17 protein-coding genes and 9 pseudogenes are annotated in these 24326 nt (G+C 66.4%); 17 read left to right on the top strand and 9 right to left on the bottom strand.

Annotated elements, in window-relative coordinates; translation table 11 throughout:
• Positions 1-654 (bottom strand): annotated as a pseudogene (locus tag DPM13_RS04340) (HisA/HisF-related TIM barrel protein).
• Between the two features lie 201 nt (positions 655-855).
• On the opposite strand from DPM13_RS04340, the gene DPM13_RS04335 reads away from it, so the two are divergent.
• Positions 856-1242 (top strand): DUF2147 domain-containing protein, encoded by a 387-nt coding sequence (locus tag DPM13_RS04335; protein ID WP_112887520.1) that lies wholly within the window; start codon positions 856-858, stop codon positions 1240-1242.
• A 68-nt stretch (positions 1243-1310) separates the two neighbouring features.
• Here DPM13_RS04335 and hisH read toward each other — a convergent pair whose 3' ends face one another.
• Positions 1311-1940, bottom strand: coding sequence for an imidazole glycerol phosphate synthase subunit HisH (hisH, locus tag DPM13_RS04330; RefSeq protein ID WP_028720185.1), 630 nt, complete (start codon positions 1938-1940; stop codon positions 1311-1313).
• Positions 1940-2525: pseudogene (gene hisB, locus DPM13_RS04325) on the bottom strand (imidazoleglycerol-phosphate dehydratase HisB). Before hisB ends, hisH begins: the two are co-directional and overlap by 1 nt.
• A 198-nt stretch (positions 2526-2723) precedes the next feature.
• Here hisB and DPM13_RS04320 point away from each other — a divergent pair.
• From DPM13_RS04320 to DPM13_RS04275, 10 genes and pseudogenes are all read left to right on the top strand, one after another.
• A complete protein-coding gene (locus DPM13_RS04320) occupies positions 2724-3368 on the top strand; it encodes a hypothetical protein (protein WP_189654840.1) in 645 nt (214 codons plus the stop codon).
• 3 nt (positions 3369-3371) lie between these two features.
• A pseudogene (locus DPM13_RS04315) lies at positions 3372-3708 on the top strand (cell division protein ZapA); the annotation flags it as partial.
• Between the two features lie 385 nt (positions 3709-4093).
• Positions 4094-5236 carry a sulfate ABC transporter substrate-binding protein gene (locus DPM13_RS04310; protein ID WP_223252334.1) on the top strand — a complete coding sequence of 381 codons (1143 nt, stop codon included), beginning with the start codon at positions 4094-4096 and terminating at the stop codon, positions 5234-5236.
• A gap of 3 nt (positions 5237-5239) precedes the next feature.
• Positions 5240-6074: pseudogene (gene cysT / locus DPM13_RS04305) on the top strand (sulfate ABC transporter permease subunit CysT).
• The gene (gene cysW / locus DPM13_RS04300; protein WP_080620864.1) at positions 6067-6966 is read left to right on the top strand and encodes a sulfate ABC transporter permease subunit CysW; all 900 of its coding nucleotides are present in this window, start codon (positions 6067-6069) and stop codon (positions 6964-6966) included. Before cysT ends, cysW begins: the two are co-directional and overlap by 8 nt.
• Positions 6967-6980: 14 nt before the next feature.
• Positions 6981-7698: pseudogene (locus tag DPM13_RS04295) on the top strand (sulfate/molybdate ABC transporter ATP-binding protein).
• Positions 7699-7784: 86 nt separating this feature from the next.
• Entirely contained in the window at positions 7785-8354 is a 570-nt protein-coding gene (locus tag DPM13_RS04290) for a hypothetical protein (RefSeq protein ID WP_112887519.1), read from the top strand.
• A gap of 66 nt (positions 8355-8420) precedes the next feature.
• A complete protein-coding gene (locus tag DPM13_RS04285; protein WP_028720193.1) occupies positions 8421-8942 on the top strand; it encodes a TIGR00645 family protein in 522 nt (173 codons plus the stop codon).
• Positions 8943-9123: 181 nt separating this feature from the next.
• Positions 9124-12454 (top strand): annotated as a pseudogene (carB, locus tag DPM13_RS04280) (carbamoyl-phosphate synthase large subunit).
• A 1885-nt stretch (positions 12455-14339) separates the two neighbouring features.
• Positions 14340-15455, top strand: a pseudogene (locus tag DPM13_RS04275) (IS5/IS1182 family transposase); the annotation flags it as partial.
• Positions 15456-15601: 146 nt separating this feature from the next.
• Here the strand turns inward: DPM13_RS04275 and DPM13_RS19620 are convergent.
• The 4 genes from DPM13_RS19620 to DPM13_RS04260 form a co-directional block, all read right to left on the bottom strand.
• A complete protein-coding gene (locus DPM13_RS19620; RefSeq protein ID WP_145963307.1) occupies positions 15602-15919 on the bottom strand; it encodes a hypothetical protein in 318 nt (105 codons plus the stop codon).
• A gap of 181 nt (positions 15920-16100) precedes the next feature.
• Positions 16101-16592 carry a BrnA antitoxin family protein gene (locus DPM13_RS04270; protein ID WP_189654839.1) on the bottom strand — a complete coding sequence of 164 codons (492 nt, stop codon included), beginning with the start codon at positions 16590-16592 and terminating at the stop codon, positions 16101-16103.
• A 207-nt stretch (positions 16593-16799) separates the two neighbouring features.
• Positions 16800-17027 (bottom strand): DUF1150 family protein, encoded by a 228-nt coding sequence (locus tag DPM13_RS04265; RefSeq protein WP_028719773.1) that lies wholly within the window; start codon positions 17025-17027, stop codon positions 16800-16802.
• A 13-nt stretch (positions 17028-17040) separates the two neighbouring features.
• On the bottom strand, positions 17041-17451 hold the full coding sequence (locus DPM13_RS04260) for an Hsp20 family protein (protein WP_080620861.1): 411 nt from the start codon (positions 17449-17451) through the stop codon (positions 17041-17043).
• Between the two features lie 181 nt (positions 17452-17632).
• Here DPM13_RS04260 and DPM13_RS04255 point away from each other — a divergent pair, with 181 nt between their 5' ends.
• The 3 genes and pseudogenes from DPM13_RS04255 (at position 17633) to DPM13_RS04245 (ending at position 19402) form a co-directional block, all read left to right on the top strand.
• Positions 17633-17851 carry a YdcH family protein gene (locus DPM13_RS04255; RefSeq protein ID WP_028719775.1) on the top strand — a complete coding sequence of 73 codons (219 nt, stop codon included), beginning with the start codon at positions 17633-17635 and terminating at the stop codon, positions 17849-17851.
• Between the two features lie 49 nt (positions 17852-17900).
• On the top strand, positions 17901-18386 hold the full coding sequence (purE, locus tag DPM13_RS04250; RefSeq protein WP_099647998.1) for a 5-(carboxyamino)imidazole ribonucleotide mutase: 486 nt from the start codon (positions 17901-17903) through the stop codon (positions 18384-18386).
• Positions 18379-19402, top strand: a pseudogene (locus tag DPM13_RS04245) (5-(carboxyamino)imidazole ribonucleotide synthase). Before purE ends, DPM13_RS04245 begins: the two are co-directional and overlap by 8 nt.
• Here the strand turns inward: DPM13_RS04245 and cobD are convergent.
• Entirely contained in the window at positions 19386-20351 is a 966-nt protein-coding gene (gene cobD, locus DPM13_RS04240) for a threonine-phosphate decarboxylase CobD (RefSeq protein ID WP_112888691.1), read from the bottom strand. The pseudogene DPM13_RS04245 and the gene cobD sit on opposite strands and share 17 nt — an antisense overlap.
• Positions 20352-20564: 213 nt before the next feature.
• Between cobD and DPM13_RS04235 the strand changes: the two genes are divergently transcribed.
• The 3 genes and pseudogenes from DPM13_RS04235 (at position 20565) to DPM13_RS04225 (ending at position 22937) form a co-directional block, all read left to right on the top strand.
• Entirely contained in the window at positions 20565-21068 is a 504-nt protein-coding gene (locus tag DPM13_RS04235; RefSeq protein ID WP_080620858.1) for a type III secretion system chaperone family protein, read from the top strand.
• A gap of 45 nt (positions 21069-21113) precedes the next feature.
• Complete coding sequence (gene proC / locus DPM13_RS04230) at positions 21114-21917, top strand: pyrroline-5-carboxylate reductase (RefSeq protein ID WP_112887517.1); 804 nt, start codon at positions 21114-21116, stop codon at positions 21915-21917.
• 69 nt (positions 21918-21986) lie between these two features.
• Positions 21987-22937, top strand: a pseudogene (locus DPM13_RS04225) (2-hydroxyacid dehydrogenase).
• A gap of 3 nt (positions 22938-22940) precedes the next feature.
• On the opposite strand, the gene DPM13_RS04220 reads toward DPM13_RS04225, so the two are convergent.
• Entirely contained in the window at positions 22941-23729 is a 789-nt protein-coding gene (locus DPM13_RS04220) for an amidohydrolase family protein (RefSeq protein ID WP_112887516.1), read from the bottom strand.
• Positions 23730-24326: the final 597 nt, after the last annotated feature.

The raw sequence follows: 24326 nt of genomic DNA, 5'->3' as shown, positions 1-24326 counted from the left end.
TCACCCCTTCAGCGCGCGCAGCGCCTCGGACAGATTGATCGCCCCATCATAAAGCGCCCGGCCCGAGATCGCACCCGCAATCGCCCGCGTCCCGCGCAGGGCCAGCAGGTCCTGCATCGAACTGACCCCGCCCGAGGCGATGACCGGGATCGTCACCGCCCGCGCCAGCGCCTCGGTCGCGGCGATGTTGGGGCCCTGCATGGCGCCGTCGCGGTCGATGTCGGTATAGATGATCGCGGCGACGCCCGCGTCCTCGAACTGCCGCGCCAGGTCGACGGCCATCACGTCCGTCTCCTCGGCCCAGCCGCGTGTGGCGACGCGGCCCCCGCGCGCGTCGATCCCGACCGCGATCTTGCCGGGGAAGGCCGCGCCGCCTCGCGAACCAGCGACGGCTTCTCGACCGCGACGTGCCCAGGATCACCCGCGACGGCCCGCGCTCCAGCCAGCCCTCGATGATCGCCATGTCGCGGATGCCGCCGCCCGCTGGGCGGGCACGGTGACGGCGGCCAGGATCGCCCCGACCGCTTCGGCATTGACCGGATGGCCGGCGAATGCGCCGTTCAGGTCGACCAGATGCAGCCATTCCGCGCCCGCGTCCTGGAACGCCCGCGCCTGCGCTGCGGGGTCGTCGCCAAAGACGGTCGCCGCCTCCATGTCGCCGCGCAGCAGCCGCACGCAGTTGCCGTCCTTGAGGTCGATGGCGGGGTACAGGATCATCGTCTTACTCCTCGTGTCTGCGGCCCCTTTGCCACAGCCCGGCCCGATCCGAAAGGGGCGGGGCCCTCACGCCACGTCAGGCTTGATCGCGGCCCCGTGCGCCCGCCATCCTCGGCGGCAGGGAAGCGGAGGAATCACATGAAATCACTGGCAATGGCCGCCCTGCTGGCGCTGGCCGCCGGCGCCGCGGGCGCGCAGGGCATCTCGGGCATCTTCCAGACCCAGGCCAATGACGAAGGCAATTTCGGCACCGTCCAGTTCTATGATTGCGGCGGCCGCTACTGCGGCAAGCTGCTGAAAAGCTACGACAGGGCAGGCAAGGAGATCGCCTCGCCCCACGCCGGCAAGAACATCGTCGCAAACATGATCGACGACGGCGGCGGCAGCTTTTCGGGCGGCACGATCTGGGACCCGGGCGCGGACAAGACCTACAAGTCCAAGATGACGCTCGAGGGCAAGGTGCTCAAGGTCTCGGGCTGCATCTCGGTGTTTTGCCGCACCCAGACCTGGAAGCGGCTCAAGTAGCATTCACCGTTTTCCAAATACCCTACCGGGGGTCCGGGGGCGGAAAGCCCCCGGCGCCAGGGCAAGACTCAGGGGCGCCAGCGCAGGAAATTGCCGATGATCCGCAGGCCGACGGCCTGCGACTTCTCGGGGTGGAACTGGCAGCCCACGATATTGCCCCGGCCGACCACCGCCGTCACCGGCCCGCCGTAATCGGCGGTCGCCAGCAGGTCGGCGGGATCCGTCACCCGGAACTGCCAGCTGTGCACGAAATAGGCGTGATCGCCCGTCGCTACGCCTTCCAGCACCGGGTGGGGGCGCAGAATGGCCAGGTCGTTCCAGCCCATGTGCGGCACCTTCAGCCCCGGCGCGTCGATCGCCTCGATCTCGCCGCCGATCCAGCCCAGGCCCGGAGTGTCGCGGTATTCGTGTCCGACCTCGGCCAGCATCTGCATGCCGACGCAGATCCCCATGAAGGGCACGGCGCGGGCCGCGACCGCCGCCTGCAGCGCCTCGACCATGCCCGGCACGGCGTCCAGCGCCGCGCGGCAGGCCGGGAAGGCCCCGTCGCCGGGCAGCACCACACGGTCGGCCCGGGCCACGACATCGGGGTCCGAGGTCACCACCACCTCGGCCCCGGTCTCGCGCCCCATCAGGGCGAAGGCCTTCTCCGCCGAATGCAGGTTGCCGCTGTCGTAATCGACCAGCGCCACCCGCATCACAGCGCCCCCTTGGTCGAGGGCAGCACGCCCGCCATGCGCGGGTCGGGCTCGACCGCCTCGCGCAGCGCGCGGGCCACGGCCTTGAAGGCGGCTTCGGCGATGTGATGGGCGTTCAGTCCGTGGATGCGGTCCACATGCAGCGTGATCCCGCCATGCGTGGACAGCGCCTGAAAGAACTCGCGCACCAGTTCGGTGTCGAAGCTGCCGATCTTTTCGCGCGGGAACTCCACGTTCCAGACCAGATAGGGCCGCCCCGACAGGTCCAGCGCCGCCGCGACCTGCGCATCGTCCATCGCCAGGTGAAAGCGGCCATAGCGGCGGATGCCGGTCTTGTCGCCCAGGGCGCGCACCAGCGCCTGGCCCAGCGCGATGCCGGTGTCCTCGACCGTGTGGTGGTCGTCGATGGCAGGTCGCCCTTGGCCCGCACCGTCAGGTCGATCAGCGAATGGCGCGACAGCTGGCCAGCATGTGGTCGAAGAAGCCGACGCCGGTCTGGTTGTCGTACCGCCCGGTCCCGTCAAGGTTCACCGTGACCTCGATCCGGGTCTCGGCCGTCTCGCGGGTGATGGATGCGCTGCGCATGTCGCGTCTCTCCGTGGTTCTGGCCCTGGTTCTGGCTCGGGCGCCTTATACGCGGGGCGGGGCGGGGTGAAAAGCCGCGGCAGGGGCCCGCCGCAGACAGGCCATTGCGGCTGCCATGCCAGCACGTCCTTGTCATATGGCCGCTGCGATGCCAGAAAAGTTCATGACCTGGACGACGACCGAAAGGAACCCTGGCCGATGAACGCCGACCTGACCGCCAGCGAGAAACGGCTGATCGCCGCGCTTGACCGCATCGACCAGTTCATTGACCGGGCGGGCGCGGCCCGTCAGGCTCCCCCCGATGCCGCCGCCGACGCCGCTGCGGCCGAGGCCGAGGAGGAGGCCCAGCGCCTGGCCACGGAACTGGCCGCGCTGCGCGACAGCCACGCCGCCGCCCTGGCCGAGCTCGAGGCGCGGCTGGCCGCGTCCGAGGACGCGCTGTCCCACGCCAACGACCGCCTTGCCGCCGCCGGCGAGGAGGCCGCGCGCCTCGCCATGGCCAACGAGGCCCTGGCCGAGGCGAACCGCAGGCTGATCGGCCCCCCGGGCCCCGAGCCCGACGAGATCCGCCGCGCGCTCGAGGCCGAGGTGGACGCCCTGCGCCAGGCGCGCGCCGCCGAGATCGGCCAGATCGGGGATATCGTGGACACCCTGGACCGGATGATCGGCGACCAGGGCGGGGCGGATGACCAGCCCGGCTCCGAGGCCGATCCGCTTGCCCCTGCCGACACGGGCCCCGCTGTGATCGAAACGCCGGTGACCATGTCGCCCGCCTCGACCGCGCAGGTCGGGCAGGGCGGCGATGCGCAGATGGCGGACGAAACGGATCAGGAAAGGGGCTGAACCATGGCCGAAGTCGATTTCTCGATCGGGCACAAATCCTATACGCTCAGCTGCCAGGAGGGCGAGGAGCGGCTGCTCAAGCGCGCCGCCTCGCTGCTGGACGCCGAGGCGCGGGTGATCCTGGAACAGCCGGGCGGATGCCCGAACAGCGGCTGCTGCTGCTGGCGGGGCTGATGCTGGCCGACCGCACCTCGGCGCTCGAGGATCGGCTGGCCTCGACCGAACGGGAACTGGCCCGCGCAAGGCCAATCCGCCGCGCGTCGAGGTGCCGGTGCTGCCGCCGACCCTGTCCGAGGCGCTGGCCGAGCTTGCCGCCCGCGCCGAGGCCCTGGCCCAGAAGGCCGGGACAAGCTGGCCGGCTAGGCCGGCCGCCGTCCCCCTGGCGCGAGACGCCGGCTGTCCCGGCCGCGCCCCGGCCTGGTGCCCCGGGGCGCCAGGCATTTTTTCTCACCCGTACGCGTGCCGGGCCGGTCCGCAGGCCTGCCACCTCCTACCCGGCCGGGGGCGGCAGCCTTCCCCGAAAAACACGCCTAAAAGCCGCGATTCGAGCCTTTCCTGGGCTGGGAAATGGCGCGCTTTTCTTGAAATTATCCTATCAAGTATTTGAAATCTAAAAATAATAAAAACGATAGTTGAAAGCGTCTTTTTTCTTGAAATTAACGACAAAGACTGTCGTTATTACGGACATGAAGACAGCCGCACAGGCCGTTACAGGGGAAGGCATCATGATCCGCACCATCCGCGTCACCGACAGCCAGCTGGCCCATGGCCGCGTCGTTCGCCGTCATCTGGATGGCCGCATGACGGTCGTCGACGGGACCAAGCGCATGACCGGCTATCCGCTTCGCCCCAGCCTTCTGGACCGCTGCCTTGGCATGGGCGCCCGACTGCTGGCCGTGGCCGTGACCGTCGGCGGGCTTGGCCTGGCGGCCGGGCAGGCGCAGGCCGACAACAGCCTGCTGAACGTCAGCTACGACCCGACCCGCGAACTTTACCGCGACGTGAACGCCGCCTTCACCAAGGCGTGGGAGGCCCAGGGCCACAAGGCGCCGGTGGTCGAATCCTCGCATGGCGGCTCGGGCGCGCAGGCGCGCGCGGTGATCGACGGGCTCAAGGCCCAGGTGGTGACGCTGGCGCTCGCCTCGGACATCGACAAGATCGCCGAAAAGGGCCTTCTGCCCGAGGACTGGCAGTCGCGCCTGCCGCACAACTCGTCGCCCTATACCTCGACCATCGTGTTCCTGGTGCGCGAGGGCAATCCCAAGGGGATCAAGGACTGGGGCGATCTGATCAAGGACGGGGTCGAGGTCATCACCCCCAACCCCAAGACCTCGGGCGGGGCGCGCTGGAACTATCTGGCCGCCTGGGCCTGGGCGCAAAAGAACGGCCAGGATCCCAAGGAGTTCGTCCACACCCTGTTCCAGCACGTTCCGGTGCTTGACTCGGGCGCGCGCGGCTCGACCACGACCTTCACCCAGCGCGAGATCGGCGACGTGCTGCTGGCCTGGGAAAACGAGGCCTATCTGGCCCTGAACGAACTGGGCGAGGATCGGTTCGACATCGTGGTGCCCTCGGTCTCGATCCTGGCCGAGCCGCCGGTCGCCGTGGTGGACAAGAACATCGTCGACGACGAACAGAAGACCCTGGCCGACGCCTATCTGAACTTCCTCTATTCGCCCGAGGGTCAGGCGCTGGCCTTCAAGCACTATTACCGCGCCTGGGACACCAGCGCCGCCAACCCCGAGGACGTGGCCCGGTTCCCGAAACTGGACCTGGTGACCATCGCCGACTTCGGCGGCTGGAAGAAGGCCCAGCCCGAGCACTTCGGCGACGGCGGCACCTTCGACCAGATCTATACGGGGATGTGATCCATGGGTCTTGCGCTGCAAACGCAAAGGTCCCCCATGCCAGGCTTCGGGCTTGGCATGGGCATCACCCTGACCATGCTGTCGCTGATCGTCATCCTGCCGGTCGGCGCATTGCTGGCCAAGGGGGTCAGCTATGGCCCTGCGGGGGTCTGGGACACGGTGAACACGCCGCGCGTCTGGGCGGCGCGGTCCTGTCGCTTCCGGCTGGCCTTCCTGGCCGGCTGTGCCGGGTGTCGGCACGCTGCTGGCCTGGGTGCTGGCGCGCTATGAATTCCCCGGCCGGCGGCTGGTCGATGCCATCGTGGACCTGCCCTTCGCCCTGCCGACGGCGGTGGCGGGGATCGCGCTGACCGCGCTTTACGCCCCGAACGGCGTGCTGGGCGGCATCGCGAAATCGCTGGGCTTCAAGATCGCCTATACCGAATGGGGCATCCTGATCGCGCTGATCTTCGTCGGCCTGCCCTTTGTCACCCGCACCGTCCAGCCCGTCATCGCCGAGATCGAGACCGAGGTCGAGGAGGCCAGCGCCACGCTGGGCGCGGGCCGCTTCTATACCCTGCGCCGGGTGATCCTGCCCGCGCTCGCGCCCGCCGCGCTGACCGGCTTCGCGCTGTCGCTCGCGCGCGCGGTCGGCGAATACGGCTCGGTCATCTTCATCGCCGGCAACCTGCCCATGAAGACCGAGATCGCCCCCCTGCTGATCGTCATCAAGCTCGAGGAGTTCGACTATGACGGCGCGGCGGCCATCGGCATCGCCATGCTGCTGATCGCCTTCTCGATGCTGCTCGTCATCAACCTGATCCAGATCTGGAGCCGCAGGAGAATCGGCCATGTTTGACAGCACCCTGCAGGAACCGCTGCTGAGCCCGGCCGAACGCCCCGCGAAGGCGTGGCGCCCGGTGACCGACGAAAGCCCGGCCGTGCGCCGCGTCCTGATCGGCGTCGCGCTGCTGGGGCTGGCGGTGCTGGTCCTGGGCCCCCTGGCGGTGGTCTTTGCCGAGGCGCTGGCCAAGGGCGCGGGGGCGGCCATCGCCTCGCTCGCGCAGCCCGACGCGCGCTCGGCCATCCAGCTGACGCTGCTGGTGGCGGCGATCGCGGTGCCGGTCAACGCCGTCTTCGGCATCGCGGCGGCCTGGACCATCACCAAGTTCGACTTTCGCGGCAAGGCGTTCCTGATCACGCTGATCGACCTGCCGTTCTCGGTCTCGCCGGTGGTGGCGGGGCTGGCGCTGGTGCTCTTGTTCGGCACCAACAGCCTGGTCGGCGGCTGGCTGGTCGCGCAGGGCTTTCCGATCATCTTCGCGCTGCCGGGGATCGTGCTCGCCTCGATCTTCGTGACCTTCCCCTTCGTCGCCCGCGAACTGATCCCGGTGATGATCGAGCAGGGCCGGTCCGAGGAAGAGGCCGCGCTGACGCTGGGCGCCTCGGGCTGGCGGGTGTTCCGCACGGTGACGCTGCCCAATATCAAATGGGCGCTGCTTTACGGCGTCCTGCTGTGCAACGCCCGCGCCATGGGCGAATTCGGCGCCGTCGCAGTCGTTTCGGGCAAGATCCGCGGCCAGACCGCCACCATGCCGATCACCATCGAGATGATGTACAACGAATACCTTTCTGTCGCGGCCTTCAGCCTGGCAGCGGTGCTGGCGGCTCTGGCGCTGCTGACGCTTGCGCTGAAATCCATGCTGGAATGGCGCCACGCCGACCAGCTTGCCGCAACCCGCCGTCACTGAGTTCCGAGGTTCCCATGCATATCGAGATCGACGAAATCGCCAAGTCCTTCGGCCAGACCACGGCGCTGCACCCGGTCAGCCTGGCCATCCCCTCGGGGGCGCTGGTGGCGCTGCTGGGGCCCTCGGGCTCGGGCAAGACGACGCTGCTGCGCATCCTGGGCGGGCTGGAATCCCGACCTCGGGCCGGGTGCTGTTCGACGGCCAGGACGCCACCGGCCTGACCGTGCAGGACCGCCGCGCCGGCTTCGTGTTCCAAAGCTACGCGCTGTTCAAGCACATGACGGTGTTCGAAAACATCGCCTATGGCCTGCGCGCGCGCCCCCGGCCACCCGCCCGCCCGAGGCCGAGATCCAGCGCCGCGTCCTGAAGCTTCTGGACCTGATCCAGCTGCCCCAGATCGCCACGCGCTTCCCCAGCCAGCTGTCGGGCGGCCAGCGCCAGCGCGTCGCCCTGGCGCGCGCCTTGGCGATCGAGCCGCGCATGCTGCTGCTGGACGAACCCTTCGGCGCGCTCGACGCCCGGGTCCGCAAGGAACTGCGCCAGGGCCTGCGCGAGATCCACGACACCACCGGCCTGACCACGGTTTTCGTGACCCACGACCAGGACGAGGCGATGGAACTGGCCGACCTGGTGGTGGTGATGTCCATGGGCCGGATCGAGCAGGTCGGCCGCCCGCAGGACATCCGGGCCCGGCCCGCGACGCCCTTCGTGCGCGAATTCATCGAGGCTTGAGGAGCCGGGTCTGCGCGCCTTGGCCTTGACCCCGCGCCCCGCCCCGGTCCAGGCTGGCGGGTGCGCGCGGCGGCTGCGGGGACGGCATGGAGGCTTACGGGCATCTGAAGGTTCTGATCAGCCTGATCCTGGGGCTGTCCATCACCCGTGTGCTTTCAGGCCTGTCCCGGCGCATCCAATCCCCTGACCGAACCGAAGCCATGTATGCCCAGATCGTCTGGGCTTTGGTCCTGCTGCTTGGCGCGGTGCATTTCTGGTGGTGGGAATTCAACCTGCGCCTGATCGCCGACTGGCATTTCGGCATCTATGTCTTTGTCCTGGCCTATACGGCGCTGTTCTTTCTGATGGCGACGCTGATCTATCCCGACAACATTTCGGACCATGTGGAAACCGAGCGGTTCTTTTTGCGCCGACGTCGCCTGTTCTTTGGGCTTTTCGCGCTGTCCTTCGTCTTTGACATGGGCGACACCTGGATGAAGGGGGCCGATCACTGGGCCTCGCTTGGGCGCGAATACCCGTGGCGGATGGTGCTGGGCATCGCCATCGGTCTGACGGCCATGCGTAGCATGCGCGCCCGGACGCTGATGTGGTTGGGCCTGGGCTGGCTGGCCTATGACCTGTTCTGGATCCTGCGGCGCTATGACGTGCTGAATTGACGGCAGGGGTTTTCGCTGCGGCGCGGCATGCCTAGATCGGGCCTGTCTGATGCAACAGGAGAACGCATGGAACGCCTGATCGAACGCAGCCTTTTCGCCAGCCGCTGGATGATGGCGCCGATGTATATCGGCCTTGCGCTGTCGCTCTTGATCCTCTTGTGGGTCTTCGGGCTGGAACTGTGGCACCTGATCCAGATCCTGCCGGTGATGACCGTCAACGACGCGGTGCTTGGGGTGCTGGCGCTGATCGACCTGAGCCTGGCCGCCAACCTTCTGCTGATCGTGATCTTTTCGGGATACGAGAACTTCGTCAGCCGCATGGACCTGCACGACCACGAGGACCGGCCGAACTGGCAGGGCGAGGTCGACTTCTCGGGGCTGAAGCTCAAGCTCGTGGCCTCGATCGTCGCGATTTCCGGCATCCACCTGCTGAAGGTGTTCATGGATGTCGGCAAGTATGCCCCCGAGCACATCCGCTGGATGGTGGTGATCCACCTGGTCTTCGTCGTCTCGGGCGTGCTGCTGGCGGCGATGGACTGGATCTCGAACCACGGCAAGAGCCTGAAGAAGAAACCCGCCCAGGGCTGAGGGGGCGGCCCCGCCGGCCCCGTCGCATGGGTATTTGAAAAACGGTGAAGGGCAGGGCGCGGCGCATCGCGGCGGCGTGCCGGCTTTTTTGCCGGACGGGGGGGCCGCGCACCCTTGCGACTTTGCCCGCCATGGCTATAACCCCGGTCGATTTACCCGCCGCCAGCCCGAGGACGCCGCCATGCCGAAAAGAACCGATATCAAATCCATCCTGATCATCGGTGCCGGGCCCATCGTCATCGGCCAGGCCTGCGAATTCGACTATTCCGGCGCCCAGGCCTGCAAGGCGCTGCGCGAGGAAGGCTACCGGGTCATCCTGGTGAACTCGAACCCGGCGACGATCATGACCGATCCGGAGATGGCCGACGCCACCTACATCGAGCCGATCACCCCCGAGGTGGTCGAGAAGATCATCGCCAAGGAGCGTCCCGACGCGCTGCTGCCCACGATGGGCGGGCAGACCGGCCTGAACACCGCCTTGGCGCTGGCCGATGCGGGCGTCCTGAACCGCTACGGGGTCGAGTTGATCGGGGCGCAGCGCGCCGCCATCGAGATGGCCGAGGACCGCAAGCTGTTCCGCGAGGCGATGGACCGGATCGGGCTGGAAAACCCGCGCGCGACCATCGTGGCGGCGCCGAAGCTTGCCAGCGGCAAGTATGACATCAATGCCGGCATTGCGCAGGCGCTGGCGGACCTTGAGGAAATCGGCCTGCCCGCGATCATTCGCCCCGCCTTCACGCTGGGCGGCACCGGGGGCGGCGTCGCCTATAACCGCGACGACTACGAACGCATCGTGCGCTCGGGGCTGGAGGCCTCGCCCGTGGCGCAGGTGCTGGTGGACGAGAGCCTGCTGGGCTGGAAGGAATACGAGATGGAGGTGGTGCGCGACCGCGCCGACAACGCCATCATCGTCTGCTCGATCGAGAACGTCGATCCGATGGGCGTCCATACCGGGGATTCCATCACCGTCGCCCCGGCCCTGACCCTGACCGACCGCGAATACCAGCGCATGCGGAACGGCTCCATCGCCGTCCTGCGCGAGATCGGCGTCGAGACCGGCGGCTCGAACGTGCAATGGGCGATCAACCCCAAGGACGGCCGCATGGTCGTGATCGAGATGAACCCGCGCGTGTCGCGGTCCTCGGCGCTGGCGTCCAAGGCGACCGGCTTTCCGATTGCGAAGATCGCGGCGAAGCTCGCGGTGGGCTATACGCTGGACGAGCTGGACAACGACATCACCCGCGTCACGCCGGCCAGCTTCGAGCCTTCGATCGACTATGTGGTGACCAAGATCCCGCGCTTCGCCTTCGAGAAGTTCCCCGGCTCCAAGCCCGAACTGACCACGGCGATGAAGTCGGTGGGCGAGGTCATGGCCATCGGCCGCAGCTTCCATGAATCGCTGCAAAAGGCGCTGGCCTCGATGGAGAACGGGCTGACCGGGCTTGACGACATCGAGATCCCCGGCGCCCCGGACAAGGCCGCCATCGTCAAGGCGATCAGCGCCCAGACCCCCGACCGCCTGCGCCTGATCGCCCAGGCCATGCGCCACGGGCTGACCGACGACGAAATCCAGCACGCGACCAGCTTCGACCCCTGGTTCCTGTCGCGCCTGCGCGAGATCGTCGAGGCCGAGAATGCCGTGCGCGACGCGGGCCTGCCCGCCGATCTGGAGGGTCTGCGCCGGCTCAAGATGATGGGCTTTACCGATGCCCGCCTGGGGCCTTGACCGGCCAGCCCGAGGCGCAGGTCCGCAAGGCCCGCCGCGCCCACGAACGCACCCGGTCTTCAAGCGCATCGACACCTGCGCCGCCGAGTTCGAGGCCCAGACCCCCTACATGTATTCGACCTACGAAGCCCCGGCGATGGGCGACGTGGAAAACGAGGCCCGCCCCAGCGACCGCAAGAAGGTCGTCATCCTGGGCGGCGGCCCGAACCGTATCGGCCAGGGCATCGAGTTCGACTATTGCTGCTGCCACGCCTGTTTCGCGCTGACCAAGGCCGGGTATGAGACCATCATGGTCAACTGCAACCCGGAAACCGTCTCGACCGACTACGACACCAGCGACCGGCTCTATTTCGAACCGCTGACGCTGGAGCACGTCCTGGAAATCCTGCGCACCGAGCAGGAGAACGGCACCCTTCACGGCGTCATCGTCCAGTTCGGCGGCCAGACGCCCCTGAAGCTCGCCAACGCGCTCGAGGAGGAGGGCATCCCCATCCTCGGCACCACCCCCGACGCCATCGACCTGGCCGAGGACCGCGAGCGGTTCCAGCAACTGCTGAACGACCTCGGCCTCAAGCAGCCGGTCAACGGTATCGCCCGCTCGGGCGAGGAAGCCATCGCCATCGCCCAGCGCATCGGCTTCCCGCTGGTCATCCGCCCGTCCTACGTCCTTGGCGGCCGCGCGATGGAGATCGTGCGCGACATGGACCAGCTCAACCGCTACATCCGCGAGGCGGTGCAGGTCTCGGGCGACAGCCCCGTCCTGCTCGACAGCTACCTCTCGGGCGCGATCGAGGTCGATGTCGATGCCCTCAGCGACGGCCAGACCGTCCACGTCGCCGGCATCATGGAGCATATCGAGGAGGCGGGCGTCCATTCGGGCGACAGCGCCTGCTCGCTGCCGCCGCACACGCTCGACCCTGCCACCATCGCCGAACTGAAACGCCAGACCGAGGCGATGGCCCGCGCCCTGAACGTCGTCGGTCTGATGAACGTGCAGTTCGCGCTCAAGGACGGCGCGATCTATGTCCTCGAGGTCAACCCCCGCGCCTCGCGCACCGTGCCCTTCGTCGCCAAGGCCACCGACAGCGCCATCGCCTCGATCGCCGCGCGCCTGATGGCGGGCGAGCCGATGGCGAACTTCCCCGCCCGCGCGCCTTACCCCGAAAACGCCGGCCCCGAGGATCCGCTGCCCTTCGCCGACCCGCTGACGCTGGCCGATCCGCTGACCCCCTGGTTTTCCGTCAAGGAGGCGGTGCTGCCCTTCGCCCGCTTCCCCGGCGTCGACACGCTCTTGGGCCCCGAGATGCGCTCGACCGGCGAGGTCATGGGCTGGGACCGCAGCTTTGCCCGCGCCTTCCTCAAGGCGCAGATGGGGGCGGGGACGCACCTGCCCGACACCGGGCTGGTCTTCGTCTCGGTCCGCGACGCCGACAAGACCGAGGCGCTGGCCCAGGCCGCCCGCGACCTGACCGAGATGGGCTTCACCCTGCTCGCCACCTCCGGCACCGCCGCCTTTCTGCGCGATGCGGGGGTTCAGGCCGAGCTGGTCAACAAGGTCTACGAAGGCCGCCCGAACATCGTCGACCGCTTGAAGAACGGCGAGATCGCCATGGTCCTGAACACCACCGAAGGCGCCCAGGCCATCGCCGACTCGCGCGAGATCAGGGCGGTCGCGCTGAACGACAAGATCCCGTATTATACCACGGCGGCGGGGAGTATTGCCGCGGTGGCGGCGATCAAGTCGCGGGGTGAGGGCGAGGTTGGGGTGCGGGCGTTGCAGGCGTGATGCTAAGCAGTATAGTCTCATATAAAAGGAGGTCGCCCAGTGGGCGGCCTTGTCGTTTTGGCCCTCGGCCGCCTGCCGCCTCGACCAGTGGCTGCAATGCTTTCGATGGAAAATTAGCTTACCGATTTGCCATTCGGCGCAAATAGACTTGACCATTGAAAAAATCTGTCTATTAATCGCTTGCACATAAGCTGCTACAATAACTACGATTATCGAGGTTTTTGGAGGGAGTCTTTGAGAAAGGGCTCGCAATGTGACCCATCGAGAAGGGAAAGACGAGAATCGCGAAAGGCCAGACATTCTGGCACATCGTAATGTCTTCCACTATTTCTGAAACGAAACGGGAACTCCTTCGCCGTGCGACCCCACGCATCCGCCGAAAGAATCGATCGAGCCCTCGTCAAGACCATGATCATTTCGGCTGAATCTGTCGGCTATGACAAGGCCGAAAAGGCCTAAGATGGGTCGAGTTGCGCGAAGTGGAAGCCGGATTCCCTGATGCAAATGGGTCTTTTACTTCTAGTGATATAAATGATCTTGAGTATTGGACAGAGAGGATCACCAATGGCAAATAGGACCATGTCAGCATATGTGTCATAGTTCCGGACCGTCAGAGCGGATTAGGAAAAATCTGTCGATCTGCCGCACCGCAGAGGAGGACAAGGCGGATTGCACAAGTCAGAACAATCTTGCAATATAGAAACGAAATTGCAAAAGTGTTTTCATGCTGAAGCGTTCGATTTTTTCATTGGTGTCTCCCTTCCTGACAGGTACCGACTTCTCGTATGGCCTAGAGAATTGCTTCCGTATCGGACTGTGTTAGTAGATTGTCTCTAATATACCAAAATTTGTCGCTTAGTTGGTGTTGTTTTGGGGATTTGGGTTGTGGGGAATTTTAGTGGGCACTGGTCGTTTTAGGTCCGTCTGTTCGTTCTCGGGTGCCGAGATGCGGACATGTAATCTAAGATGATCTTGGCAAGGCATCGATTTTTAATAAGCAGATAAATCGGGTAAGGATAAAATAATAGAATTCAATTCTGCCTGGATCTTGAATGCCCCTACAAGAATCAAGTATGCTGGACGCAAAAACATCCGAACATCCTCGACTACGAAAAGGTTCGTATAATCGGCAAAGGACACGCGAAAAAGATGAGTGTGGCCACAAACGTGACTGAGAATACCGCGAAAGCCATGATCGGAATGCGCGAGATGATGACTGGCCTGCCCAGCCACGCCTGCGCGCGCGATTGCAACGATTCCGGCCGTTTTTTTTCATGGAGGCTGCACTCGATTGTCCTTGAAGGTTCATTGCGAGATGTAATTTTTAGTTTGCGTAATGTTTGTTGTTCGTTTCTGTGTGAATGTTCGTTTGATTTTTTTGCTTTAGAATTTCTACAATTAATCCTGTGAAATTATATGCTAAAATTATATCGGAATATCTGCTTGCTTAATATAAATGAACCAATTATAGCTAATAGTCGCGATCAGCGCTGATATGATGGTCAGGTATCTGTCATCTTGTGATGATTTGTCGGATGGTTAGATGTAGTAAATATTTCGAATCTAAAGTATACTATGCTGGCATCAAGTAGTGATGATGATAATATTCTAATAATAATTGGTAATTAATCCTCCGGATGTTCCGACATTTGGTGGCAGGATTGTTCTAACTAAGGCTGGCAACTGCGAACTGATTTAATAATTTTCTACTTGTTGTCAAATATTGTTACAGTCATTTTACTTCGCATTTTTCGCAGTTCCTTTTTAGAAACACGAGCGTTAGCGCGTAGATTTGGTACGTCAACTGAAGATGAGGTTTTGTCTGTACATGGAATCGCAGGCGACCGTCTGCTTTTGCCAGAAACCCTGCAATTTCCGGTCGCCGATGAAGCCCCATTCCCGCGCCCCTGAACAGGATGACCTGCTCCGCCCGAGACTGGTCGACATGATCGACGCCCGCCATGAGTTGGTGAAGCTTGCGGCACTGATCGACTGGGATTTCTTTGAACGGGAGTGGGCGAGCTTCTTTCCGTCTCGCCAGGGACGGCCAGCGACATCTCCACGCCTGGTGGCGGGGCTCTCGTCTCGAGATCGCCTTCAAGCTCTCAGCCGAGCGCACTACTTTCCCCGGTGGGTCGAGAGCGCCGAGTGCCGGCATTCACCGGGAGATGTTCTTGTAGCACCGTCCCCGATCTGAACCCTCGGCAGACTGGTGCTCTGGCGCAAGCGGATCGCGGAGTGATGGAGTGGAGTGGCTGCTGACCGGGACTGCTTGAGGTCGGCCGACTCGTCCCGGTCAACGATTTAGCGCCTGAAGCGGGTGTTGGATACGACCGTGATGGAAAAGACCATCGCCCATCCCACGGATGCGCGGCTTTACGAGCGCGCCCGCGCGCTGTTGGTCGGCTTGGCGAAGGAAGCGGGGGTCGATCTGCGCCAGAACTACGCGCGCCTTGCCCCGCGGCTGGCCGCCCAGGTGGGGCGGTATGCCCATGCCCGGCAGTTCAAGCGCATGCGCAAGGCCCTGCGCCAACTCAAGGGCTATGTTGGCCGGATCCGCCGCGATCTGCACCGCCACTTGCAGGACATTCCCGGGGGAGAATTGCGAGACAGGGTCTTGGAGGCGCTCTGGCTGGTCGGTCGCCTGCTCAAGCAGACCCCGAAGAGCAAGGACAGATCAATTGCCTGTACGAACCCGAGATCGATTGCATCTCGAAGGGCAGGGCGCAGGTCCGCTACGGATTCGGCACCAAGGTCATCAGGGACACAATCGTCGCCTGAAAGGTCGTTCAGAACCGACTGATTGCGATATCATCAATCCCCGTCCGGCTATTCCGGACGGGGTTCTGCGCTTAACATATCGGCCATCATGATGGGGCGAGGCCCTGGCAACCATCGAAGGGCCGTATCGGCTGACGCGGTCTTTTCTGTCCTCTGCGCCTGCGGCCACAATATCCGAAAGATCCTCGCCCATCTCAGGGCGCTTTTGTCCGTGTTGCTTCAGCGGGTCGCCGCGATCCTTGGACAGGAAAATCCCGGCATCAGCGTCACAATCGCCGCCTGGAAGGTTGGTCAGACCGGATTCAGATTGATGTCACAAATATTTTATCAATTTTTTCTTTCTCGTATAGTCATTAATCTGTCTATTTAGGAAAAAGAAAGAGAGGGACGATTTAGTTTTTTTGTGCCGTTCTTCAATTCAGTCAGCTTTTCCTCGAAGGTCATTGCCGGATCGATGCCGATAACCTCGGTAGCTCGATCTAATGCGGTTCTCAGGCCAACGGCAGTGAGAATATTGGCGCCGTGATCATAGGCGACATACATCTCGTTAAGTATGCTTTGCAGCTGAGCGTCGGTCTTCCCAATTGCATCGAACCAGATGGGCTTGGTTTGGCTTGCCGGCGACGGATGTGCGCTTGTCATGTGATCGATGTATCCGTCGAGTCCGCTGCGCGGGTCTTGCACGTACGCCTCAGTTTATCAGTCTTTTTGACTTTATCAAAGCAAGCATGTGGTTGTATAATATGTAGTATCTGAAAACCGCATGGGCCCGCTCTCAGATACACAGAGTTCCTGACACTCCCGCTCAGTGCAGAGTTTGCCATCCTACGACACCGTTAGGCCGCTTTCCGCCCAAAGCATTCCCTCACCGCCCCCGCCTCCCATCCAACTCCACCTTCAGCACCGCCGAGGCCACCCGCTCCTCCCCCACCGGCACCCCCGGCTCACCAAACCGCGTCGCGGCATCCCCCAGCACCTCCTCCTCCATCCGCTGCAAATCCCCCCAGCGCGGCCGCCGTCCGTCGAAACCCTCCTCGACCCGCCGTTTCATGTAATCCATCGTCTCGGCGCCCCGGATCATCCCCGCCAGCCGCGCGTGCATCCAGACCGACAGCACCCGGTTCAGCCGCGGCTGCCAGTCCGCCCCGGTCGAGCGAAAGAACCGCACGATCTCCTCGTCCAGCCGGATCGTCACGCGGGTCTTTTTCGACTGCCCCTTTTCGCGCGCGATCTCGTGCCATTCGGCGGGGATGCGCAGCTCCTCCATCAGCCGCTGGTGCAGGTCCCATTCCAGCATCCGCATGGCGTCGGCCATGTAGTGATAGTTCATCCGCCGCTGCTCGTCCGCCTTCGCCATCGCGCACCCTCCGTCCAGGACCAAAGGCCATGATCGGTTCGGGCGGGTTAACGAAACCGTAACGCGGCGCGCGTTGCCGGTGTACGCGCGGTGTACGCCCCGTGCACGGCCGGGGGACGCCTGGTGCGGCGCGGAAACGGGCATGAAAAAACCGGCGCTCCCCCTTCGGGGAAGGCCGGTCCGTGACCCTGGGGGCCGGATCTGGGGTCAGTGGACGCTGACCGGCTCCAACTCGTTCTGGCGCGCCAGCATGAAAGCCAGGCTGCGGTCCTTGACCAGCGCAAGGCGTTCGCCATCCGCGCCGTGGACGGCATAAAGCGCATCCACATCAGGCACTTGCCGGCGAACCTCGTCGGGAAGCGTGTCCATCGCCACGCGGCGGATATAGACGGTGTTGCCCGAGGTTTCCGGGCCGAAATCGAATTTCTCGTTCATTTGCGATCCCCTTTCACTTGCGGCTGATCGGTATGGTCTGTACGACGGTCTCGGGTGTCGAGCGGCGCAAGTCTATGTTAAGCAAGCCGTTTTCCAGCTTCGCCGCGACCACCTCGACCCCGTCCGCCAGGACGAAGCTGCGCTGGAACGCGCGCGAGGCGATGCCCCGGTGCAGGAACACCCGCTCCTCCTCCGGCTCGGTCTGGCGGCCGCGCACCACCAACTGCCGGTCCTCAAGCGTAAGCGCCAGATCTTCCTCGGAAAAACCGGCAACCGCCAAGGTGATGCGGAACCCGTCCGGGCCCTGATGCTCGATATTGTAGGGCGGATAGCCCTCAGCGCCCTTGGCGGCCCGTTCGGCCAGACGCTCCAGCTGATCGAACCCCAGCAGGAACGGATGTGCGGCCAGCGAAATCTTGGTCATGTTCAGCCCATCGTGCAGCGACTGTTACGGACGGGCCCCGATGCGGCGACCCGCTTGATGGCAATATGGGCAGCGCCCCGCCCCGAGACAAGGGGCGGCATTCGTTAACCAATTCCAGCAAGGCCATTAACACCGCGGAAACCGCGGGTTATAACGGGGCAGTCCAGCCCGAGGCCCGATCATGAACGCCCAGTACGAAATGTCCCATGACGAGATCGCGCGCGCCCGGCTCGAGGTGCTCAGGCGCGAGCATCGGGACCTGGACGAGGCGATCGAGGCGCTCGCCAGCCAGAGCCTGACCCATTCGCTGACCCTCCAGCGCCTGAAGAAGCAGAAGCTTGCGCTGAAGGACCGGATCGCCCGGCTGGAGGATGAGCTGACCCCGGACATCATCGCCTGATTGCATCGCGCGCCCCTGCGCGCTAGGGCGGGGCGAAAAGGGGGCACGGATGGAAAGACCCGTCGGAATCATCATGGGCAGCCAGTCGGACTGGCCCACCATGCGCGAGGCTGCGGCCATTCTGGACGAACTGGGCATCGGCTATCAGGCGCGCATCGTCAGCGCCCACCGCACGCCCGACCGGCTGTGGGACTATGGCAAGACGGCGGTCGAAAGGGGCCTCAAGGTCATCATCGCCGGCGCGGGCGGGGCGGCGCATCTGCCCGGCATGATGGCCAGCAAGACGCGGGTGCCGGTGATCGGCGTGCCGGTCCAGACCAAGGCGCTGTCGGGCGTCGATTCGCTTTATTCCATCCTGCAGATGCCCAAGGGCTATCCGGTCGCGACCATGGCGATCGGGGCGGCGGGGGCGGCGAATGCCGGGCTGATGGCCGCCGGGATCCTGGCGATTTCCGACCCCGATCTTGCCGCGCGGCTGGATGCCTGGCGCCAGGCCCTGTCCGATTCCATCCCCGAGGAGCCCAAGGATGACTGAACTGAAACCCGGCGCCGCCATCGGCATCCTGGGCGGGGGCCAGCTGGGGCGGATGCTGTCGGTCGCGGCCAGCCGGCTGGGCTATCGCTGCCATGTCTATGAACCGGGCGCGGCGCCGGCGGGCGACGTGGCCCATGCGGTGACGAACGCCCCCTATGAGGATCACCAGGCCCTGCGCGCCTTCGCCGAATCGGTCGATGTGATCACATACGAATTCGAGAACGTGCCGACCTCGGCGCTGGACCTGCTGGAATCGCTGCGCCCGATCCGCCCGAACCGGCGGGCGCTGGCCGTGTCGCAGGACCGGCTGACCGAAAAGGACTTCCTGACGGGCATCGGGCTGACCACCGCGCCCTATCGCAACGTCGAGACCGAGGCCGACCTGCCCGCCGCGCTGGCCGACCTTGGGGCGCCCGCGATCCTCAAGACCCGGCGCATGGGCTATGACGGCAAGGGGCAGATCCGCTTTTCCGACGCGGGACAGCTCGACTGGACGGGCGCGCCCTCGGTCCTGGAGGGCTTCGTCGCGTTCTCGGCCGAGGTCAGCGTCATCGTGGCGCGCGGCGCGGACGGGCAGGTGGCCGCCTATGACCCGGGGCTGAACGTGCATCGGGGCGGCATCCTGCGCACCACGACCGTGCCTTGCGGGCTGCCGGCCAGCCTGCTGACCGACGCGGTGCTGATCGCGGCTCGCATCGTCAATGCGCTGGATTATGTCGGTGTCATGGGGGTCGAACTGTTCGTGACGCCCCAAGGGCTGATCGTGAACGAGATCGCGCCGCGCGTCCACAACTCGGGGCACTGGACCCAGGCGGGCTGCGCGGTCGACCAGTTCGAGCAGCACATCCGTGCCGTCGCCGGCCTGCCCCGGGCGACAACCACCGCCCGACACGTGGGAATGCGGCAGCCATCGACCGCATCCCACTCTGCGGCGCCCCCGCACCCAGATCCATCTGTATGGCAAGGGCGAGGCGCGGCCGGGCCGCAAGATGGGCCACGTCAACCGGGTGCTGTAAGCGCCGTTGCCACCCGCGCGAATTCCTCGCGCCCGCCGGGGATGCCCAGGCGGACCCAGCGCGGGTGCCAGGGAAAGATCCGGCTCCAGATGCCGGCGCGGGCCAGCCGGGCCTGCGCCGCCCGAGCGTCCGGCGTGTCGTACAGCCGGAACAGATGCGTGCCCCCGGCCAGGTTCCAGCCCGCCGCCAGGACGATCTGGTCCAGATGCAGCGCCGCCTCGGCCAGCCAGGTCACGGTTGCCTCGCTCCACGCCTCATCGGCCAGCGCCGCCGTGCCGATCTCCAGCGCGGGGCCCGACACGGGCCAGGGGCCCGCGCGCTCGGCCATGCGGGCCAGCAGCGCCGGGGCGCCGATGGCAAAGCCCAGCCGCAGCCCCGCCAACCCCCAGAACTTGCCGAAGGACCGCAGCACGGTGACGTTCGGCGGCGGCGCGCCGGCCACCGAAAGATCGGGCCGGGGGTCGGCGAAGCTTTCGTCGACCAGCAGGTGCCCCACGGTCGCGGCGATCCGGGCGATCTGCCCGGGCTCGAACGACCGCCCGCAGGGGTTGTTGGGATTGACGATCACCCCCAGGTCGGCGCCCGCCAGCGCCTCGGGGGTCTCGGGCGTCTCGACCCGCCAGCCGGCGGCGGCAAGGCTGGCCGCGTGTTCGTTGTAGGTCGGCGACAGCACCGCCGCCCGCCGGCCCGGCACCGCATGGGGCAAAAGCTGGATCCCCGCCGACGCCCCTGCCAGCGGCAGGATGGCCTCGGGCGCAGCGCCGTAGCGGGCCGAAGCCGCCGCCACCAGCCGCGCCTGGTCGGCGCGCGTCGGCAGGGCACTCAGCGCATGGGCCGACAGCGGCGCCGGGACATAGGGCCGCCGGTTGATCCCGGTGGACAGGTCGATCCATGCCGCACCGCCGAAGTCGCGTGCCGCCCTGTCCAGATCGCCGCCGTGGTCGCGCATCATTCCTCCTGCCCCTGTGGGCGCCTGACCGGTTCCGCCTGTCGCGCCCATCGTTGTGCACATGCAGCAATCGGAGGGGGTGGTAACGGAATTTTCTCTTTACACCCTCATGGAACCGGAACACGATATCTAGTAAGCACATTCCGGCAACTACGCCGGGTGTAGTCGGCGCCCACCATATGGCGGGCTGGCCCTGTTTCGAAAGGCAGGAAGATGACGCAGCTTGGCGACTTCATCCACAGCGACGAAATCCATCCCATCGACATCGTCGAGACGGTCGCGGCCCATCACGAATGGGACTTCGACCGGCTGGCCGAGGACCAGATCGCCATGGCCGTCGAAGGCCAGTGGCGGACCTATTCGCTGACCCTTGCCTGGTCGCCGCGCGAGGAGGTGCTGCGCCTGATCTGCACCTTCGACATGGACCCGCCCGCCGACCGGCTGCCGGCGCTGTATCATGTGCTGAACCTGGCCAACGACCAGGTCTGGGACGGCGGCTTCACCTTCTGGGCGGCGCAGAAGCTGATGGTCTGGCGCTATGGGCTGGTGCTGTCGGGCGAGGCCATCGCCGCGCCCTCGCAGATCAACCAGATGATCCGCAACGCCATCGAGAATTGCGAACGCTTCTATCCCTGCTTCCAGCTGGCCTGCTGGGGTGACGCCTCGCCCGAGGCGGCAATGGACATCGCCCTGGCCGAGGCTTACGGTCGCGCCTGAACCCGCCCGGGAGGACCGGGCAGGGGCGCAAGCCGAGGGGGCAGCATGGATTTTTCGGATGTGAACGCGCGCGGCCTGGTGCTGGTCGGCTGCGGGCGGATGGGCGGCGCGCTGCTGGACGGCTGGCTGAAGAACGGGCTGGCGGCGGGCGCGGTGCATGTGATCGACCCCAATCCGCGGGCGGAGCTGTCGGATCTGGGTATTTCGGTAAACGGTGCATTGCCCGGCGATCCCGCCGTCCTGCTGATCGCGGTCAAGCCGCAGATGATGGCCGAGGTGCTGCCGCGCCTGTCGGTCGGCGGCGATACGCTGGTCATCTCGGTCGCGGCGGGCGTCACCATCGCGGCCTATGAGGCGGCCTTTCCGGCGGCGCCCATCGTGCGCGCCATGCCCAACACCCCCGCCGCCATCGGCCACGGCATCACCGCGATCATCGGCAACGCCCGCGCGGGCGCGGCGCAGATGGCGCTGGCGCAGGCGCTGCTGTCTGCCGTCGGGCGCGTCGTGCGGCTGGACTCCGAGGACCAGATGGATGCGGTGACGGCGTTGTCGGGTTCGGGTCCGGCCTATGTCTTTCACCTGATCGAGGCGATGGCGGCGGCCGGCGTGGCCGAGGGCCTGTCCCCGGCCCTGGCGCTGGAACTGGCGCGCGCGACGGTCGCTGGCGCGGGCGCTCTGGCGGTCGCCCAGGACGAGGATCCGGCCCGGCTGCGCGAAAACGTGACCTCGCCCGGCGGGACCACGGCGGCCGGCCTGGCCGAGCTGATGGACCCGGACCATGGCCTGCCGCCCCTGATGCGCCGCACCGTCGCCGCCGCTGCGGCCCGCGGGCGGGAACTGGGCCGATGATCGACGCGGCGGGCGTGTGGTGCTGATCGGCCCCGACCAGCCGGTCCCCCTGGGCGCAAGGATGTTCTGATGAAGCTTCTGGTCACACGGCGCATGACCGAACGGGCCGAGGCCGCGTTGCGCGCGCGCTTTGACACCACCCTCTTGGACCGCACCCAGGGGCTGACCCCTGCCGAGGCGGCGCAGGCGATGCGCGACTATGACGCGGTGATGCCGACGCTGGGCGACCGTTTCAGCGCCGAGGCGTTTTCCCAAGGCTTGCGCTGCCGGCTGCTGGCGAATTTCGGCGCGGGCTACAACCACATCGACGTGGCGGCGGCGGCGGCGGCCGGGATCGCTGTGACGACACCCCCGACGCCGTGACCGAGGCGACCGCCGACATCGCCCTGACGCTGATCCTGATGACCGCCCGCCGCGCCGGCGAGGGCGAGCGGCTGCTGCGCCGGGGCGACTGGATCGGCTGGCAGCCGACGCAACTGCTGGGGCGCCATGTCAGCGGCAAGACCGTGGGCATCATCGGCATGGGCCGGATCGGCCAGGCCATCGCCCGCCGCTGCCATTTCGGCTTTGGCATGACGGTCGCGTTCCACAACCGCTCGCGCGTGACCGGCCTCGATTTTCCCGCCCGCCAGGCCGAGGGGCTGGAGGCGCTGCTGAAGGCCGCCGATTTCGCGGTTGTCGCGGTGCCGGGGGGCGCGGGCACACGCCACCTGATCGGCGCGGCGGAACTCGCGCAGCTGGGCCGCCAGGGCATCCTGGTCAATATCGCCCGGGGCGCGTGGTGGACGAGGCGGCGCTGATCCGCGCGCTTGGGGACGGCACCATCGCCGCCGCCGGCCTTGATGTCTTTGACGCGAACCCGTCCTGGCCCCCGGCCTGATCGACCTGGAAAACGTGACCCTGCTGCCCCATCTGGGCACCGCGGCCGAGGAGGTGCGCACCGACATGGCGATGCGTGCGCTGTCGAACCTGCTGGCCTTCGCCGAAGGACGCGATCTGCCCGACCGGGTGAACCGCTAGGCCCTATTCGGCCGCGATCCCCATGTCGTCCCGGCCGCGCGGCAGCACGGCGGCAAAACGGTCGCGCGCCTGCCCCGTCAGGTGGATCAGCCGGCCGGCGCTGATCGTGGCCTCGACCGCACCGCTGTCCCGTGCCACCACCACCAGATCGGCGCGGCATCCCTGGTCCAGCCGGCCCCGGTCGGGCAGCCGCATGATCTCGGCCGGGTGCTGCGACAGCAGCGCCCAGATCCGGGGCAGGTCGGCCAGTTCCGGCCCCGCCAGCGACAGCGCCAGCGTCACCAGCCGCCCCGGCGCCCCGTCCGAGACGATGGCGTCCCCGAAGCCGCCGCGCAGGAACTCGACCAGCCGCTCGTCCTCGCGCGCCGACAGCAGCACCGGGTCGCCCATCGCCCGCGCCGCCGCGGCAGCCGAGGGGGCGGCCGGGCAGGCGGCCAGCCCCGCGCCGATCATGGATGCGTCTCGCGCATGGCGCCGCCGGTGTCGCCGAGCAGCCATAGCGCGCGCGCGCCTCGTCCAGCGCCTCGGCCAGGCGGCACAGGTGGCGCGGCACCTCGCGCCGGCGCAGGGCGGCGGCCTCAAGCTGCGCGCCAGCGCCGCCGGGTCCAGCGCCAGCCGCCGCGCCTCGGCCCCAAGCGCCGCGGGGTCGTGCTGGCGCAGGTCCTCGAGCCGGCCGAAGTCGCTGGCGAACCAGGCGAGCTCCGGCCGCGCCTCGCGGCACAGCGCGACCAGCGCGTCGGTGCAATCGGTGCGATAGCTTTCGTCCGCAGCGCCGGGCGCAGGTCCGGCCACCCCCCGGGCCGCAGCGCGCGGACCAGCGCGACGCAGGGCTCGGGGCGTCCTGCCAGCCCCACAGCGGCGCGGGCCAGGCGGTGGTGATGCCGTGGCGGGCCGCGACCCGGGCGCAGGCCCGCAGCCTCTCGGCGGCGGAGCCCCGGGCAGGGGGCGCGAACAGCAGGTCCACGATGCCCGGCAGCACCAGATAGCCCTGCAGGTCCACCGCCGGCAGCGGCCCCCGGGTGATGCGGCCCCGCGCAATGGCGACCGAGCGCTGGCGCAGTTCGCCCTCGCGCAGGATGGTGGCGCCGGTCAGGCGGATCGGGGGCAGGTGGGGCATGGTCCGTCTCGTGCCGATGGTTCGGGCGATGATGCGCCATGGTTGTGAAACGCCCGTGACATCAAGCCGGGTTCCGGCGCCGGATCGGTCCGGTCCCGGGGACCAGCCTGGCCCTTGACGCCGCCCGCGCGCCCGGCGCAGGCTGCCCGCCGGATCGCCTGCAAGGGGAATGGATGCTTTACGCCTATGCCACGACAGGCACGGCGCGCGTGCCTCTTGCACCGCAGGCCGAGCTGTCGCCGGCGATCTGGCGCCTCTATCGCCCGCTCGGG

The sequence above is a fragment of the Paracoccus mutanolyticus genome, from assembly GCF_003285265.1.
Lineage (GTDB): Bacteria > Pseudomonadota > Alphaproteobacteria > Rhodobacterales > Rhodobacteraceae > Paracoccus > Paracoccus yeei.
Note: the sequence above shows the minus strand (reverse complement) of the source record. Positions and strands in the feature narration are given on the sequence as shown.

What these genes read in the sequence shown, in the direction of transcription:
- DPM13_RS04235 (WP_080620858.1), top strand. Translation starts at nt 20,565, where the DNA reads ATGACGCAGCTTGGCGACTTCATCCACAGCGACGAAATCCATCCCATC.
- DPM13_RS04255 (WP_028719775.1), top strand. Translation starts at nt 17,633, where the DNA reads ATGAACGCCCAGTACGAAATGTCCCATGACGAGATCGCGCGCGCCCGG.
- DPM13_RS04285 (WP_028720193.1), top strand. Translation starts at nt 8,421, where the DNA reads ATGGAACGCCTGATCGAACGCAGCCTTTTCGCCAGCCGCTGGATGATG.
- DPM13_RS04290 (WP_112887519.1), top strand. Translation starts at nt 7,785, where the DNA reads ATGGAGGCTTACGGGCATCTGAAGGTTCTGATCAGCCTGATCCTGGGG.
- DPM13_RS04335 (WP_112887520.1), top strand. Translation starts at nt 856, where the DNA reads ATGAAATCACTGGCAATGGCCGCCCTGCTGGCGCTGGCCGCCGGCGCC.
- DPM13_RS04320 (WP_189654840.1), top strand. Translation starts at nt 2,724, where the DNA reads ATGAACGCCGACCTGACCGCCAGCGAGAAACGGCTGATCGCCGCGCTT.
- DPM13_RS04265 (WP_028719773.1), bottom strand. Translation starts at nt 17,027, where the DNA reads ATGAACGAGAAATTCGATTTCGGCCCGGAAACCTCGGGCAACACCGTC.
- DPM13_RS04260 (WP_080620861.1), bottom strand. Translation starts at nt 17,451, where the DNA reads ATGACCAAGATTTCGCTGGCCGCACATCCGTTCCTGCTGGGGTTCGAT.
- DPM13_RS04270 (WP_189654839.1), bottom strand. Translation starts at nt 16,592, where the DNA reads ATGGCGAAGGCGGACGAGCAGCGGCGGATGAACTATCACTACATGGCC.
- proC (WP_112887517.1), top strand. Translation starts at nt 21,114, where the DNA reads ATGGATTTTTCGGATGTGAACGCGCGCGGCCTGGTGCTGGTCGGCTGC.
- cysW (WP_080620864.1), top strand. Translation starts at nt 6,067, where the DNA reads ATGTTTGACAGCACCCTGCAGGAACCGCTGCTGAGCCCGGCCGAACGC.
- hisH (WP_028720185.1), bottom strand. Translation starts at nt 1,940, where the DNA reads ATGCGGGTGGCGCTGGTCGATTACGACAGCGGCAACCTGCATTCGGCG.
- cobD (WP_112888691.1), bottom strand. Translation starts at nt 20,351, where the DNA reads ATGCGCGACCACGGCGGCGATCTGGACAGGGCGGCACGCGACTTCGGC.
- DPM13_RS04310 (WP_223252334.1), top strand. Translation starts at nt 4,094, where the DNA reads ATGATCCGCACCATCCGCGTCACCGACAGCCAGCTGGCCCATGGCCGC.
- purE (WP_099647998.1), top strand. Translation starts at nt 17,901, where the DNA reads ATGGAAAGACCCGTCGGAATCATCATGGGCAGCCAGTCGGACTGGCCC.